This is a genomic window from Streptomyces sp. NPDC058008, from assembly GCF_042886395.1.
Lineage (GTDB): Bacteria > Actinomycetota > Actinomycetes > Streptomycetales > Streptomycetaceae > Streptomyces.
The window spans coordinates 18,415-32,017 of the sequence record NZ_JBHVQX010000049.1 but is presented as its reverse complement, the minus strand read 5'-3'; the positions used below and the strand labels follow the sequence as shown (position 1 = coordinate 32,017).

General features: G+C 69.8%; 10 protein-coding genes. 3 read left to right on the top strand and 7 right to left on the bottom strand.

Features of this window, described 5'->3' with window-relative positions; genetic code table 11:
• Positions 1–203: 203 nt before the first annotated feature.
• Both ACFVS9_RS32750 and ACFVS9_RS32745 read right to left on the bottom strand, forming a co-directional pair.
• Entirely contained in the window at positions 204–449 is a 246-nt protein-coding gene (locus ACFVS9_RS32750; RefSeq protein WP_389938410.1) for a hypothetical protein, read from the bottom strand.
• Positions 437–688, bottom strand: coding sequence for a hypothetical protein (locus ACFVS9_RS32745; RefSeq protein ID WP_389938407.1), 252 nt, complete (start codon positions 686–688; stop codon positions 437–439). Before ACFVS9_RS32745 ends, ACFVS9_RS32750 begins: the two co-directional genes overlap by 13 nt.
• A gap of 273 nt (positions 689–961) precedes the next feature.
• Between ACFVS9_RS32745 and ACFVS9_RS32740 the strand changes: the two genes are divergently transcribed.
• Both ACFVS9_RS32740 and ACFVS9_RS32735 read left to right on the top strand, forming a co-directional pair.
• Complete coding sequence (locus tag ACFVS9_RS32740; RefSeq protein WP_389938428.1) at positions 962–1,681, top strand: XRE family transcriptional regulator; 720 nt, start codon at positions 962–964, stop codon at positions 1,679–1,681.
• A 2-nt stretch (positions 1,682–1,683) separates the two neighbouring features.
• A complete protein-coding gene (locus ACFVS9_RS32735; RefSeq protein ID WP_389938404.1) occupies positions 1,684–2,154 on the top strand; it encodes an NUDIX hydrolase in 471 nt (156 codons plus the stop codon).
• 786 nt (positions 2,155–2,940) lie between these two features.
• Here ACFVS9_RS32735 and ACFVS9_RS32730 read toward each other — a convergent pair.
• Together ACFVS9_RS32730 and ACFVS9_RS32725 are read right to left on the bottom strand one after the other, a co-directional pair.
• Positions 2,941–3,645: a TetR/AcrR family transcriptional regulator gene (locus ACFVS9_RS32730; RefSeq protein ID WP_383116553.1), complete on the bottom strand. Its 705-nt coding sequence runs from the start codon at positions 3,643–3,645 to the stop codon at positions 2,941–2,943.
• A 103-nt stretch (positions 3,646–3,748) separates the two neighbouring features.
• Positions 3,749–5,287 carry an FAD-dependent oxidoreductase gene (locus ACFVS9_RS32725; RefSeq protein WP_389938400.1) on the bottom strand — a complete coding sequence of 513 codons (1,539 nt, stop codon included), beginning with the start codon at positions 5,285–5,287 and terminating at the stop codon, positions 3,749–3,751.
• A 349-nt stretch (positions 5,288–5,636) separates the two neighbouring features.
• On the opposite strand from ACFVS9_RS32725, the gene ACFVS9_RS32720 reads away from it, so the two are divergent.
• A complete protein-coding gene (locus ACFVS9_RS32720; protein ID WP_389938397.1) occupies positions 5,637–6,779 on the top strand; it encodes a hypothetical protein in 1,143 nt (380 codons plus the stop codon).
• A gap of 336 nt (positions 6,780–7,115) precedes the next feature.
• On the opposite strand, the gene ACFVS9_RS32715 is transcribed toward ACFVS9_RS32720, so the two are convergent.
• From ACFVS9_RS32715 to ACFVS9_RS32705, 3 genes are all read right to left on the bottom strand, one after another.
• Positions 7,116–8,609, bottom strand: coding sequence for an immunity 49 family protein (locus ACFVS9_RS32715; RefSeq protein ID WP_389938395.1), 1,494 nt, complete (start codon positions 8,607–8,609; stop codon positions 7,116–7,118).
• Positions 8,610–9,608: 999 nt separating this feature from the next.
• Positions 9,609–10,850 (bottom strand): glycoside hydrolase family 64 protein, encoded by a 1,242-nt coding sequence (locus ACFVS9_RS32710; protein WP_383116549.1) that lies wholly within the window; start codon positions 10,848–10,850, stop codon positions 9,609–9,611.
• A gap of 795 nt (positions 10,851–11,645) precedes the next feature.
• Positions 11,646–11,879 (bottom strand): hypothetical protein, encoded by a 234-nt coding sequence (locus ACFVS9_RS32705; protein ID WP_389938392.1) that lies wholly within the window; start codon positions 11,877–11,879, stop codon positions 11,646–11,648.
• Positions 11,880–13,603: the final 1,724 nt, after the last annotated feature.

Sequence of the window (13,603 nt, the reverse complement as noted above, 5' to 3'; positions counted from 1 at the left end):
CGCGGGTGATCGTTCGGCGCACCCGCCGTCGTGGCTGGCGTTCTGTGGCTGAAGCCCCGACCCCGTAGTCGCAAGCACAGCACATACATATGGGCCCGTCCCTGCCAGGGGGCATAAGGGCGGGGAGCCTCGATGGGCCGCGCCCGGCAGGGACGGGAGCCGGGTGGGTCAGCGCGGTGCGGGGCCTGGGCGAGAGGGACGGGTCACGTCTGCCGCCAGGTCCGCCAGGGGCGGGTGATGATCTCCCGGTAGGTGTGGTGGGACGGGTTCTGGCCGCAGTGTCGCAACACGCAGTCCTGCGGTTCAGCGAAGTCCTCGTTTGTCGGGGACCTCTCTCCGTCCACGGCGCACTGCATCGGGTACAGGACCGGCTCCGCGTCCGGCTCGCGGTCGGGCTGGAGCGTCCAGGTCTCGTAGCGCAGGACCGAGCGAGGGGTCACCGTCCCCACCTCCGGTTGGCCACGGCCACCTTCGCGCTCAACTCCTCCGTCGGAGTCGGCGTACGGACGTCCTCGGGCGGCACGTCCCACTCCAGGCCACCGCGCGGCGGCCGAAGCTGCACGTACGTTCCCACATGCCCCATCACCACGCCCACCCTGCCGCTCCGCCGGTCGACCACCAGGGCGCCGGCATGGGGCGAGACGGTGTGCCCGGCGGCATCAGGGGTGGGGGCCGTCACCGTGACCACTCCGGCGAGGCGGTGCGCGACCGGGCATCCAGTCGCAGGGCGGGAACACGTGGGGTGGCGCGCATTCGCACGGTGACGCTCCTCGGCGGCGTTGATGCGTACCCCTGGGCGTGTTGGTGCCGCAGGGTCGGCACCGATCCTCACGCCGGTCACCAGGACGAAGGAACCTCCACCAAACCCCACTTCGGGACGTCCTGCACCGTGTAGAACGTCCCTGGTGCCGTCCTGAGACGAAGGGGAGGACTCGTGCCGAACGAGAGACTACGAGCTGTCATGTCGGCGGGAGGCTGGACGTACGCCGCACTTGCCCAGCAGGTCGAGGTCGACCCCAAGTCGGTCGAGCGCTGGGTGAACCTCGGGCGTATCCCACGTCGTGCCTCAGCCCTCCAGGCGGCCAAGGCCCTGGGAGAAGACGTGCACGCACTCTGGCCGGCGCTCCGCCAGGCCCGCCCCGCCCGCGCCATCAGCCCCGAACTGGTCGCGCTCCACGAACAGCGGGCCGACATCCCCGTCTCGACGTTCACCGACCTGATGGCCCAGGCCCGGGAGCGGATCGACATCCTCGTCTACGCGGCCGTCTTCCTCCACGAGGCGTACCCGCGGCTGAACGAACTCCTCACCGAACGCGCCGCCGAAGGCTGCACCGTCCGCGTCGCGATCGGTGACCCCGACAGCGACAACGTCCAAGCCCGCGGCCAGGAAGAGCGGTTCGGCCATGGGATCGAATCCCGCTGCCGCCTCGCACTCATGCACTACAAGCCGCTCGCCGCCATCCCAGGCATCGAAGTCCGCACCCACGGCACCACCCTCTACAACTCCCTCTACCGCGCCGACGACCAGCAACTCGTCAACGCACACGTGTGGGGCGTCAACGCCTACGCAGCCCCCGTGTGGCACCTTCGCCGACACCAGGAGAGCGGCATCTTCGACACCTACGCCGACAGCTTCGACTCCGTGTGGGCGACAGCAACCCCCGCACGAGAGGGAGACTGACCGTGGCCCGCACCGAGTACTACGACGACCCCAACGCGCCCAAGCCGAACAGCATGGTCGTCGCCGCCTCCGCCGTCGTCACCGACGACCACGGGCGCATCCTCCTCCAGCGCCGACGCGACAACGATCTATGGGCCCTGCCCGGAGGCGGAATGGACCTCACCGACTCCCTGCCAGGCACAGCCGTCCGAGAGGTCAAAGAGGAGACCGGCCTCGACGTCGATATCACCGGCCTGGTCGGCACCTACACCGACCCGAAACACATCATCGCCTACACCGACGGCGAGGTCCGCCGCCAGTTCAACGTCTGCTTCACCGCCCGCATCACCGGCGGCCGACTGGCAATCTCCGACGAGTCCACCGAGCTTCGGTTCGTGCCACTGGAAGAGATCGAGCAGCTGCCGATGCACCCCACCCAACGACTCAGGCTCCAGCACTTCCTGGAACAGCGCGAAAAGCCGTACCTGGGCTGAACCATCTGACGGCAGTAGCGACGGCAACAACCCCGCACAACCACGAACGCCCACGCACTTCACCGGACCAGCAAACTGCACTTGAACTGCGAAAAAGCAGGTAGAGGGGTCCGCGTAGCACGCGTGCTATGTGCTGGCGGGTGAAACTCCGGTGCTTCGAGAGGTGGCGATGTGCAGTGAGGGAGCCGACCAGGTTCTCGACCCCGCCAGTTGAACTCCCCTCGCGCCTGGAGCTGGAGCCGGTACCCGTTGAGGTCTGTGCGGGGTGCGCGGAGCCGGCCAACGTACGCGATCGAGCCCGCACGGTCGGTGACATGACCACCGCCAGCGGCTGCGACGTCTACCTGCGACGCCACCCGGAGGGCCATCAGTGAGCCCCCGCGCCGTCTACCGGCACCTCACTCACACCATCCGCCACGCATCCGAAGGCGGCATCACCTACGAGGCGTTCTGCGTCACGGCCGGCTGCCACGCAGAATCCGGCCCCGTGACGAGCAGGAGGCCGCACAGGACTGGGCACTCCGCCACACCGGGTGCACCGGCCATGAGCACAGGAGCAGTGACTGGAACACGTGAGAGTCCACACGAGCAGTGGCCGAAACACGTGAGAGGTCCTCAGGAGCGTGGAGATGGTGAGCCACGAAGCGGGCCACACGATTCACCCTGCCAGCACCCCGGGCACCTGGTGCCCCGGACTGACCGCCCGTCTCGTCACCGACGCCCTACGAGCGCACCTCGCCCCTTCACGACCGGCGGCCACCCGTGATCTGCCCTGATATCCCGAAGCTACGGCGCAGTTTCCTTCTGCCCTGCGAGCCCTTCGAGGAGGAGGCCGAGACCGAAGGCGAACTCGTCGTCGGATGTGACCGCGGTGAGGCTTTCCGCCGTGGCGGCGATGGCGGGGTGGGTGGCGGGGTCGAGGCCACGGTAGTAGTCGGCGAGGGGCGCGCCGTCGGATTCGCGCTGCTGGACGGCGAAGCCGATGACGTAGTGGCCGACGGCGGTGAAGGCGCGGGCGGCCAGAGCGGGTTGCATTCCGTGGTGGAGCAGTGCGGCGAGGACGCGCTCGCGCTGGGCGAGGGCGTTCGGGCCGACCGGGACGTGGTCCATGAGGGTGGGCAGGAGGCTGGGGTGCCGGGTGAGGACAGTGCGCAACCGGTGCCCCATGGTGCTCAGGACGTCCCTCCAGTCGGCGGGGGCCGCCGGAGGGACGATGTCGGCTTCGCCGAGGGCGCGGTCGACGGTCAGGGCGAGGATCTCGTCCTTGTTGGCGAAGTGCCGGTAGAGGGTGGCGGTACTGGAGCCGAGGGCGTCGGCGAGGGTGCGCAGGGAGAAGGCCTGGACGCCGTGCTCGTCGATGAGGCGCAGGGCGGTGGCGACCATGTGGTCGGTGTCGAGCGAGGGCCGGCCGCGGCCCCGGCGGGGAGCGGCCGCCGGTGTGGTGCGCCGGAGCCACCAGGCCGGGCTTCCGGGTGCGGGGGTGCTGGTCATGCGGTGTCCTTCTCGCGCGGGGCCTGGTTCGCGGGTGGTTGCGGTCCACGGTATCGGGCGCGGGTCCGCCGGGGACGCGGCCGGGCTGTCCGCGGCCCCGCCGTCAGGCCGCGGGTGGGGCGGGGGTGAGCCGGCGGAGGGCTTCGACGAGGCCGGCCCCGGGGGGCACGGGGGTGCCGGGCTGGTGGATGTGGGCGATGTAGCCGTCGGGACGGACCAGGACGAGGGTGTCGTCGGTGATCCCGTACGCGGTCAGGAGGGATGCCTCGTCGGGCGAGTGCGCGGTGGTCGTCGGAAGGAAGTGGCGGTGCAGGGATGCGCCGACGGCGGGCCAGTCGAGGGAGGTGAGCACTTCACCGGCCCGGGCGCCGAAGGCGAGGGCGGTGAAGTGGGGGCCGCGGTAGAGGTCGAAGAGGCGGCCGCCGGCGGGCAGGGGAGCGTCGGGGGCACGGTCGCCGGGTCGCAGGGTGGCGGTGGAGGCGGTGTCGGAGGGGGCCAGGGGGCCGTCGAAGTAGGACAGGCCGAGTTGGCGTTCCTCGTCGCCGCGGGTCAGGGCGCGGGTACGGGGCTTCTTGAGCCCGGCGTAGAGCTCGGTGGAGCGGCCCAGGACTTTGGCGGCCACCGGGCGGCGTTCACCTTGGTAGGTGTCGAGCAGGCTGTCGGGGGCTCCGGCGAGGACCTGCTGGAGCTTCCAGCCGAGGTTGTAGGCGTCCTGGACGCCCGTGTTGAGTCCTTGGGCTCCGGCGGGGGTGTGGACGTGGGCGGCGTCGCCGGCGATGAGCAGGCGGCCGTTGCGGTAGCGGTCGGCGAGGCGGATGTTGGGCCGGAAGACGGAGGCCCAGGTCAGGCCGTGCAGGCGAAGCGAGCGTCCGGCCCGGCGCCTCAGCAGGGCGGCCAGGGCTTCCTCGGTGAGTTCGGCGGGGTCGTCCGGCCGGATGGTGATCATGAGCTGGAAGAGGTCGCTCCCGGGCAGGGGGCAGGCGGCGACGGTACGGCCACCGGTGCGGGGCCAGACGTGCCAGCGGTCCGGGGAGAGGCCGTCGACGCGGGCATCGGCGACGATCATGCGGTCGGCCTCGTCGGTGCTGCCCTCGAAGGCGGCCCCGATGGCCTTGCGGACCGTGCTGCCGCCCCCGTCGGCCCCGACGACGAACCGGGCGCGCAGGATCCGGCCGTCGCCGGTGGTGACGGTGGCCGCGTCCTCGTCCTGGGTGAACTGCTCGGCGGTGACGCCGAATTCCACCGTGCCGCCTTGGTTCAGCACGGCACGGTGGAGCAGGGAGGTCAGGGCGTACTGGGGCAGCAGCAGGATGTCCGGGTAGGGGGTCGCGGCGGCGGCCGGGGCCGGGTGCTGCATCTGCCAGGTCTTGGTGAAGGGACCCACGTGCAGGCCCATCGGCGGGTAGGAGCCACCGGCGGCCAGGGCACCGGCGGCGATCCCGAGGTCGTCGAGGACCTCCAAGGTGCGTGGTTGCACACCCTTGGCCCGTGACCCTTCGAAGGTTCCCCGACCGCGCTCCAGCACGTGTGCGGAGATGCCGCGGCGGGTGAGGTCCAGAGCGAGGGCCAGGCCCACGGGCCCGGCTCCGACGACGACCACGTCTGCGTCGGTCGGTGCGTCGTAGCACGATTCAGCGACCACGATTACTCCCTTATGTCCGTTTCGGGGTTCCTTTATGGCTACAGTGTAGCCGTAAATAAGTATGCCTGGCCGTCGGTGGAAGCGGCGGCGCACGCCGTGAGGGGGAGTCGAGGAGCGACGACAGCGCCGGTGGCGCGGCGATGGTCATCCGGTGCTGTCAGGCGTCTCCACAGGTCGACGTACGGGAGAGGCGCGAGGCAAGTCAGGCATGTGGCTCCACCCACGAGAACGGGCTCTGGTTCACCTTCAGTGATGTGCGCACGCTGCGTGACGCGGACGGTCCGGATGATGGACCGGGCCCGTGCCGCAAGCTGACAGCTCAGCTCGTCGGCCGACGTACCCTTCGGTCATGTCACGCATGTCGTCGGCCACGAGAGCCGAGCTGGACGCGGAGATAACCGACTTCGGTGAGGCGCTGGCCGGGCACCCCCATGTCCCGTGTCCTGCGGACGATGAGGCGCTGCTGGACGCCTGGACCGTGGCGCTCGACGCGTACGAGGAGGCGAAACGCGTCCTCGGCGCCGCACGGACGGAGGCGGAGGCCCGCTCGTCCGTGCGGCGAGTACTGGACACGGGGCGGGAGGCCATCGCGCGGGTCGACAGCCATTCGGGCCGCGAGGCACCGCGGTCCTCACTCTGCTTCTTCGACCCGAAGCACGGCCGTTCCACGGCCGGACTCCCTTGGGCACCGCCAGGAGGCGCGTCCCGGATGGTGCCCGTGTGCGCGGCCGACGCCGCCCGGCTTCAGGAGGGCCGGCCGAAGCGGGGCGGCAACAGGCCCCCGCAGAAGAAGCGCCCGGAGCAGGGCGACCGGGATGAGCGCCACCCACAGCGCCCTGTCGTACGCCTCGACAGCCCAGGGCCACAAGAGTTCAGGCACTACTGGACCCCTGAGGTTCCCGCTGTGCTCGTTCTCCGTGCTGTTTCGTACGGGAAGCCCATGTCGACCACCCTCCGGAAGATGCGCCGGGGAAGCACCGGCTTCCTCGACCCCCGCGACCTGGTGCTCACAGCGCGCGGTGACTTCTCCGCACGACTGCCGTTCCCGCCGACGGGCCGTCCTGACGAGGGCTCGGCGTACCAGGTCTCAGGTGGCACGTCTCCCCATGGGGGGAAACGGCCCCGGGCACCTTACGACACCACCGACTTCGACGTGGCACGCATCCCGCACTGGGAGACCTGGCTGGAACCCGTGGGTGCCTGCCGGGAGTTCAGCACCTCGATCAGTGGTGACGGCTGGGACGTCATCCGCTACACCGGCGGCAGGGCCACCGCCCGCCTGACCCACGGCGGTCGAAAGGGAGAGATCGTCGTGGATCGACTGGACCGCCAGTTCCACGCGGTGCAAAGACTGCTCCACGCCCCTCGGCCGATCTTCGGCGGTGCTTCTCTGTCCCTGCCGCCGAAACCGGCGTGGCTGGCCGTGCAGTGCGACGGCGTCTGGACTCTCGACGTCGGGCGCGACAGGGCCGGGCCGCCGGCATCCGCGTAAGACAAGGCGGTGGCTCAGCGCCGTTCAACGCGGACGACGAGGGCGTCAGCGGCGTACGACTCCAGGAAAGGCTGCGTGACGACCACCCGGCGGACCGTCCCGCACCGCCCCCCGATCCCCTGAACCGCGTCCCGGTACAGGTCGACACCCTCGCCCTGCCCCGAGCGCCCGGAAAACCAGGCATGTTCGGTCGGTGCGGGAGATCCTGGTGCGGGAGGTCCCGGACGAGGCGACGCCGATTTGGCGGCCCATCAGCTTGTGTGTCTGCCGCTCCGGCGGTGCGGGCGGCACACCGCGCTCGCGCGGATATGGCCGGGCCGACGGGTCACAGCCGGGTCAGGGGCTGGGGATCTCCTCGATCCGTTCACGGTTGAGCAGGAACAGGGGCAGGTACGGCTGGGCCGGAGCGATGGGGTACCCCTGGTCGAAGGCGAGGCTCGCCATGGCCAGTGGCCCCAGAGCCACGTGGGCCCGGGGCGCCGCCGAGCCGTTCCAGTGAGCGGCGTGTTCCGTCAGGGCTTCGCCGAGCGTGCTGGCGAAGGTGTCAGGGTCCCGCGCGAGGAGACGGTGGAAGAGCGCGATCGGCTGGTAGTCGATCCCGTTCACGAACTCCACGGGGGCGTGGGATGTTTCACCAGGCCCTGACGTCTCCATGGTGGCAACCAGTTTCTCCACGACCTCGTTCATGGAGCCGTGTCCGGAGAAGTACGTCCGCAGCGTGTCGATCCAGTGCAGCACGTACGCGTCGACGGAGTCGTCCTGGTGCAGCGTCTCCAGCGGTACCCGGCACAGCCGGTGGATCCGCTCCTCCTGGCGGCACACGATCGACAGATAGAGCGCGTCGAGCCAGGCCCGGGCGTCCGCGGGCGGTACGGCGGGGGTGGCCGGGAGCCGCCGGACGACGTCATCGCCCAGTTGGCAGTCCTGCGGTCGGGCGCCGGTGAAGAGGGCGGAGCCGAGCTGTACGGCGGTGGCCCAGGCATCCCACGTCTCGACGCGCGCCGCCTCGGGATCGGTGGCGCAGCGGGCATGGGCGAGGGCGAGGGCGGAGGCGAAAGCCTCTCCCAGACCGTGGCCCGGATGCTGGGCGAGACCTGCTATCGCCTCAGCTGCGGAGCGGGTGATCCCGGCCGTACCGGCAGTGGCCGCCTTGGGGGAGGCGAGGCGGCCGTCGCTGTCGAGCCGGACCAGACCCCCCATCAGGCCGATGAGGGACGAAGGCGGTTGGATGGAGAAGGCCCGGGTGTGCTCGTCGATGACCGTGAGCGAGATAAGGCTGCCGCGGTGCCACCAGTAGACCTGCGGGGAGAGGGCTCCCGGTCCGTCCTCGAAGGCGCCCAGCGCATAGCTGGCGAGGCAGTTGACGGCATCGATCACCGTGCCGTCGGCGATCGGGTGGTACACGAGATTGTGCCGGCTGGGCATGACGACCAGGGCACCGGCTTCCGGGAGGGACTCGCCCGTGACCCGCAGGACAGCGGCGGACAGGAACAGAGCCAGGCTGCCGACGAAGGGCGAGTCGCCGTAGAAGGAGTGCAGGATCGTCCCCTCGACGGGGATCTCCTCGTGCGTGACGGGCACGCGCATCAGGTTCTCGTACGCCGCCCGGCCCAGTTCCTTCAGACCGACACGTTCCACGTCCGGGTCGGTGAGAAGGCGGATATCGGTGGGCCGGTCAAGGGCATAGGCGAAGACGAGGCCATCGGCCACCAACCGCGCGTAGCGCAGGGAGCCGGCGATCTCTGGGCTGATCGAGCCGGCCGGCAGCAATCGGGCGTAAGTCCCTTGCAGGAGCTCGCCGTTGTCTGGAGAAGTGTGGTCCGGGTTCATTCCTCCGACTCTACGAAGGCGACGCGCGGGCGCCACGGTCCGGGCTGGCCTTCGCGCAAGGTACCCGGCCGTCGTACGCCCTGTGCAGTGATCCTGGACCCCGGTGTGGTCCCGCCGGGCACGGAGGCTCCCGTCATCGTCACGCTCCCGTTCCGGCGCCCTGCGGCGGCCGGGCCGGGCCGATTCGGTGAGCCCGCCCGATCCGCCCGGCGACTCCCTGTACAGCCTTTCTCGCCCTGCGCAGGGGGATGCCAACTATGCCTGAATGTGCTGGAGTTCGGATCGGGCCAGATGTGCCGGCGCTGCCTGGAGCGGTGGCAGGAGGCAGGGGGTTCGAACGGTCCGCACCGGGTCCTGCCGGCCGAGCCGGACGCAGTCGGCGAGCCCGACCGGTCACGGGCGGGCGCGGGCGGTTCCCCTGTCCGCGCCCGAAAGGGGAGCGCCGGCATCGGTCATCGTCGGTCGACCGGCGGAAGTCGGGCAGCACACACCATCCGATCTGCGACGGACGCGGCACACGCTCACGGTCGTCACGACCGCTGCCCACGTCAACGACGCCCCCCTACGCCGAGCAGCACACCGATGCTGCGCCCGGGCGCATGCGTGCGCCCGACCCGGACCTGACCTCGGAGTGGACGGGGTGCTCCGGCGAGCCGCAGACGCGGCTTCTCGACCGGACTCATCCGGCAGAAACGGGGCGCGGCGCTGTCGGGAGGACGGGCGCCGACGCGTGAGCCGCTCGTCAGATGTCGCCCACGGCGTGAAGGAGGTTCACGGAGTCGCCGAGCAGACAGGGCTGGCACGACGGTGCCGGCCGAGGCGTCGAGGACCGGTGCGAACGCCGTGGCGGGGGCGGCGGCGAAGGGCGGAAGGGCCCTGCGGCAGAGTCGGAGACGGTTCCTGGACTGGGCTGACGTGGGTCGTACGCCGGGAAACGAGCGTGGCCTGGCCCCGGGACCGTACGCGTCCCGGGGCCAGGCAACTCGTTTACGAAAAGCTCTAGTTGAACGGGTCGAGCGTGATGTACGCCTGCTGCGGGTCGCCGTCGTGCACCAGCGACTCGTGCGCGCCCACGTCGTCGAAGGCGAAGCCGTAGGCCTTGCCGTCCGCCATCTGGGCATGGATCTTGGCGGAGTAGTGGTTGGTGACGGTGTCCTTGTAGAAGTTCGCGTTGTTGGCGTCGGGCTGGTTGGGGTTGCTCAGCAGCGTCGACCGGTTGTAGCCCGCGCACAGCGTTCGGGAGATGGGCCCGCGGACCAGGTCGTTGGGCGCGTCGAGCAGTTTGTAGCAGCCGAAGATGCTGTCGGAGTCCGGCTTCTGGAAGCTGGTGACGACCGCGCCCGAACTGTTGGTGAAGTTCATGGTGTTGCCCTGAACGCGGCCGAAGTACTTCGTGTTCGGCTGGTCCTGGAACGGCTGGACGGTCAGCGTCTGCGAGGCGTACTTACTCCACACCCGGTTGACGTAGTCGTTCATCGCAGAGGCCGGCAGCGCCCCGGCCTCGATGCCGTGGCCGGGTGCGAGCGCCCGCAGGACCGTGCCGTCGGAGCGGGTCTTGATGAGCCCGCCCCAGCCGCCGGACTGGCTGCGCAGGGAGTCGAAGAACGCCTTGTACCCGCCGGGCTTGAGGTGGCCGGTGGAGAGGGTGGTGCCGTTCGGGCGCTTCACTCCGACCGCGTACGGTGCGGAGAACATGTCGACCTGCGTGCTGTTGATCCACAGGCCGGCGTCGTTGAGCGTGTACTCGGTCCAGTTGAAGAGGATGTCCGCGTTCGGGTCGCTCGGGTTCTGCACCGCGGGCTGCACCAGACCGCCGGTGGTGAGTTTGAAGACGAGCTTCTGCCCGTAGGAGAAGTAGACCCGGCCGGAGAACTTCGGCATCCGGATCGTCTTCGCCTGCCCGTTGGCCGGCCCCGCGATGGACGCGTCGGGAGCGGGCGTGGGCGGGTTTCCGCCGGCGGGCCACGGGTGGAAGGTTCCGTTCGCATCGGCCCAGCCCTGGCGCCCGGACGAGAGTTCGGTGCCGATTACGTAGACGTGCACCTGCTCGCCGCGCCCGGAGTTGTTGGTCAGCGTGAGCGGGATCGTGGCGGGGACGGCGGCCGCCTGGGTGGCGGCCGTTACCTGGGTGACGACGAGGCTTCCGCCGGCCAGCGCGAGCGCGGCAACCAGGGCGGCGGGCCTGAGGCGGACCCGGCGGGCTCGGTGCGTACGTGGGGCGGAAGGAAGGTTGGCAGACAAGCTCTACTCCTCATCCGGAAGGCCGTGCTGTGGGGGTAGTCGGTGCTGGTACGCCCAGAGCGATGATGAGAGCGCTCTCAGAGTACTTTCTGGAGCGTATCGACCGGTCAGGGGCACGTCAATGTCCTGGTCTGGACCACCGTAGATTTTCGCGAACAGGCGCTACGGGGGCGCTACGGGCGCTACGGGTGTGAGGGGTGATCGCGGTGGCGACCCGGGTGTCCGCAGCGTGCCGGCGCGGACCGCAGGTGGTGATGACCGTGCCGTGGACGGCGTACGTGGCCCTCGACGGCATCGCTCTGCCGGTTCGACCGCATCGCTGCGGACCGGCGGTACCGTTCGAGGAAGAGGAAGCGCCACGGTGTGAACGGGCACGTTCTCGCCGATGCCGCCAGAAGGCGCCTGAGTGGGCCTCGGGCGCACTGCGGGAAACCGCACATGACCTGACCGCGGTGACCTGACCGTGGCGCGCGTCCACGGGATTCACGCCGCCCGTGCCACGGACGACGGCCGGTACCGGGCTCCGGCCAGGTGTGGGTGCGCCCGGTGGAAGGCGGAGCCGGTCCTCATCGCCCACTCCCGCTCCAGCGTGTGGGCCGGGGCTCCCGCCCGAGCGCACGGAAGTGGCTCCCTCGCCCTGGTAGGGGCCTGGAAGCCACTTCCGTCGATTTCGATCTCGGTTTCCGTGCCGGTAACGGGTGAGGGCCCGTGGCCCTGTCCTGTGAGGTGCGCACTCAGCGAAGGACGGGAAGGGGCAACGACGGCCTCACCACCGGACGCCGGACCTGGTGACTGTCAGGCGTAGCGCCAGTAGATCGTGATCGTGGGGGTGGAGCCGGCCGCCACGTCCTGCTGCTCGCAGAAGACGATGACGACGTTGTCGCCCTGGCCCAACGAGTTCTTGTTGCAGTCCGTCGCGATCGTGCCGGGCACCTCCGTCTCGTACTGCGTGGCCGCCTGGGAGACGCCGATGGCGGCCCCGGAGAATGCCAGAACGGTGGCGCTCAGAACGGCTGCCCGCTTGAACATACGCATACTCTTTCTCCCCTTTTTCCGTACGTACACGGTGGGTACGCCAAGAGGCGTACCGCCCTTCCCCGGGGGTGCGGCATGACCGGTCCGATGCGACTGCGCTATGCGCTGCGGACACCATGAGGACCGTAATGCCGGAGGCCGACGGAGTGCCGACCGACCCCGGTGACGGCCGAATCCTTCGGCCACGCGGGCTCAATTCCTGCCCGAGAACTTCTCGTTCAGGAATTCGAGTCGATCACACGCGGCGGCGTTTCCAAAATTCCGAGTGGCCTTGTTACGAAGCTCTGACACGGGTGGCCCGCATCATCACTCAATCCCGGGAGTTGACGCTCGTTCCGCCCTTTACGGCAGATGACGGACATCTGCTCAAGACGGCGCCCGACGCGGCTTTTGCCGTCCGGCCCCGGTCGCGTGCACGTCGGTGGGCGGCGGCCCGCCCCTTTGCCCTGGTGGCGGGTGCCGGCCGTGTGCTGATGGGCCCAGGAGGAGGGGGAGCCGATGCCGACCGCCCCTTCCCGTTCCGGGGCACGGGCCAGTGGCCCCCGTGTTCGGCGGCATGAGTTCCCTCTGCGGCCCGGCCAGGATCCGTTGCCAGGAACCGCCCGCCGAACAGCGGCGATGCGGTACCGCGACGTTATGGCGTGCCCCAAGTGCGTGCCCCAGTGCGCGCGCCGCTGTCTGGAGCCCCCCACCTTTGTCCGCCCTGAGGGACTGGCGCCAGTTCGGCGAGGAGGTGCAGGAGGACTCCAGTCGCTGCTGCACGCTTTGGCGGGCGCTATATGTGATGGAGCTGAGGAGATACTGAAAGGCAAGCCGAAAGAACTCGCCTCTCTACGGACATGGTCGTCGAATTATGTGAACGGGTCCGCGATGACGGCATCAAGGATCCTGGTCCTGCCGACGAGGGGACCGGCGTACCGAGTTCTCTCGGCCGAGGCGGCATCTTCAGGTGAATTGCTGGAAGAGTCGCAGCGTGCACGGACGGGCTGCACCCGCTCCCTGGAGGTGTACGTCAGGAACAGGAGGGGCTGTCCACGGAGGACAACGGCGCCAGGAGTTCCTGCGAAACAACGCCGTTATCTCCCGGCGCCCTACGCGGCCTGTGCGGGCGCGAAATCGGGTCGCTAGTCGCCCGGCTCCACGAGCGTGACGGCCATGAGGCGCAGAGTGCGCGGCGTACTCCTGGAGGCGCCGACTGTTGGTGGACCCCGCAGGAGGCGAACGCTGCCCGATGAGGCACCAGTGTCTGACCCCCCGGCGCGATGAAGCAGTCACCGCCACGGCCAACGTCAACGACGTCCCGCAGGCGCTCGCGCTGATCGACGGCATCCCTCCCGCGGCTGGCCCGCTCCGGCAGGCCCCGTCGCGGCCCCGACTCCCTGCTCGGCGACAAGGGCCATGACTCCCACCCTCATCGCGACGAGCTTCGTCGCCGCCGGATCCTGCCCGTCATCTCGCGCAAAGGATCACTCGACAGCAAGGGCACCGGAATCTCCTCGGCCGCCGTCTGCCGGGCCCCGGTGTCTGCGGCCTCTTCTCGCGGGAAGCCGGTTCCGCGGCGAGCATGCGCTCGGTAGGCGGGCCGTCTCCGCGCTGGGACCAGGGTTCGCTGCCACCTGTCGAACGGGAGGTGGCGCGAAACCCGGTGCCGCGCTATAACCCCCACAGCTCCCACCCCCCCCTACCCCCCCCAGACAGGACGCCGCCCCCCCCCCAAA

What these genes read in the sequence shown, in the direction of transcription:
- ACFVS9_RS32740 (WP_389938428.1), top strand. Translation starts at nt 962, where the DNA reads ATGTCGGCGGGAGGCTGGACGTACGCCGCACTTGCCCAGCAGGTCGAG.
- ACFVS9_RS32730 (WP_383116553.1), bottom strand. Translation starts at nt 3,645, where the DNA reads ATGACCAGCACCCCCGCACCCGGAAGCCCGGCCTGGTGGCTCCGGCGC.
- ACFVS9_RS32720 (WP_389938397.1), top strand. Translation starts at nt 5,637, where the DNA reads ATGTCACGCATGTCGTCGGCCACGAGAGCCGAGCTGGACGCGGAGATA.
- ACFVS9_RS32715 (WP_389938395.1), bottom strand. Translation starts at nt 8,609, where the DNA reads ATGAACCCGGACCACACTTCTCCAGACAACGGCGAGCTCCTGCAAGGG.
- ACFVS9_RS32705 (WP_389938392.1), bottom strand. Translation starts at nt 11,879, where the DNA reads ATGTTCAAGCGGGCAGCCGTTCTGAGCGCCACCGTTCTGGCATTCTCC.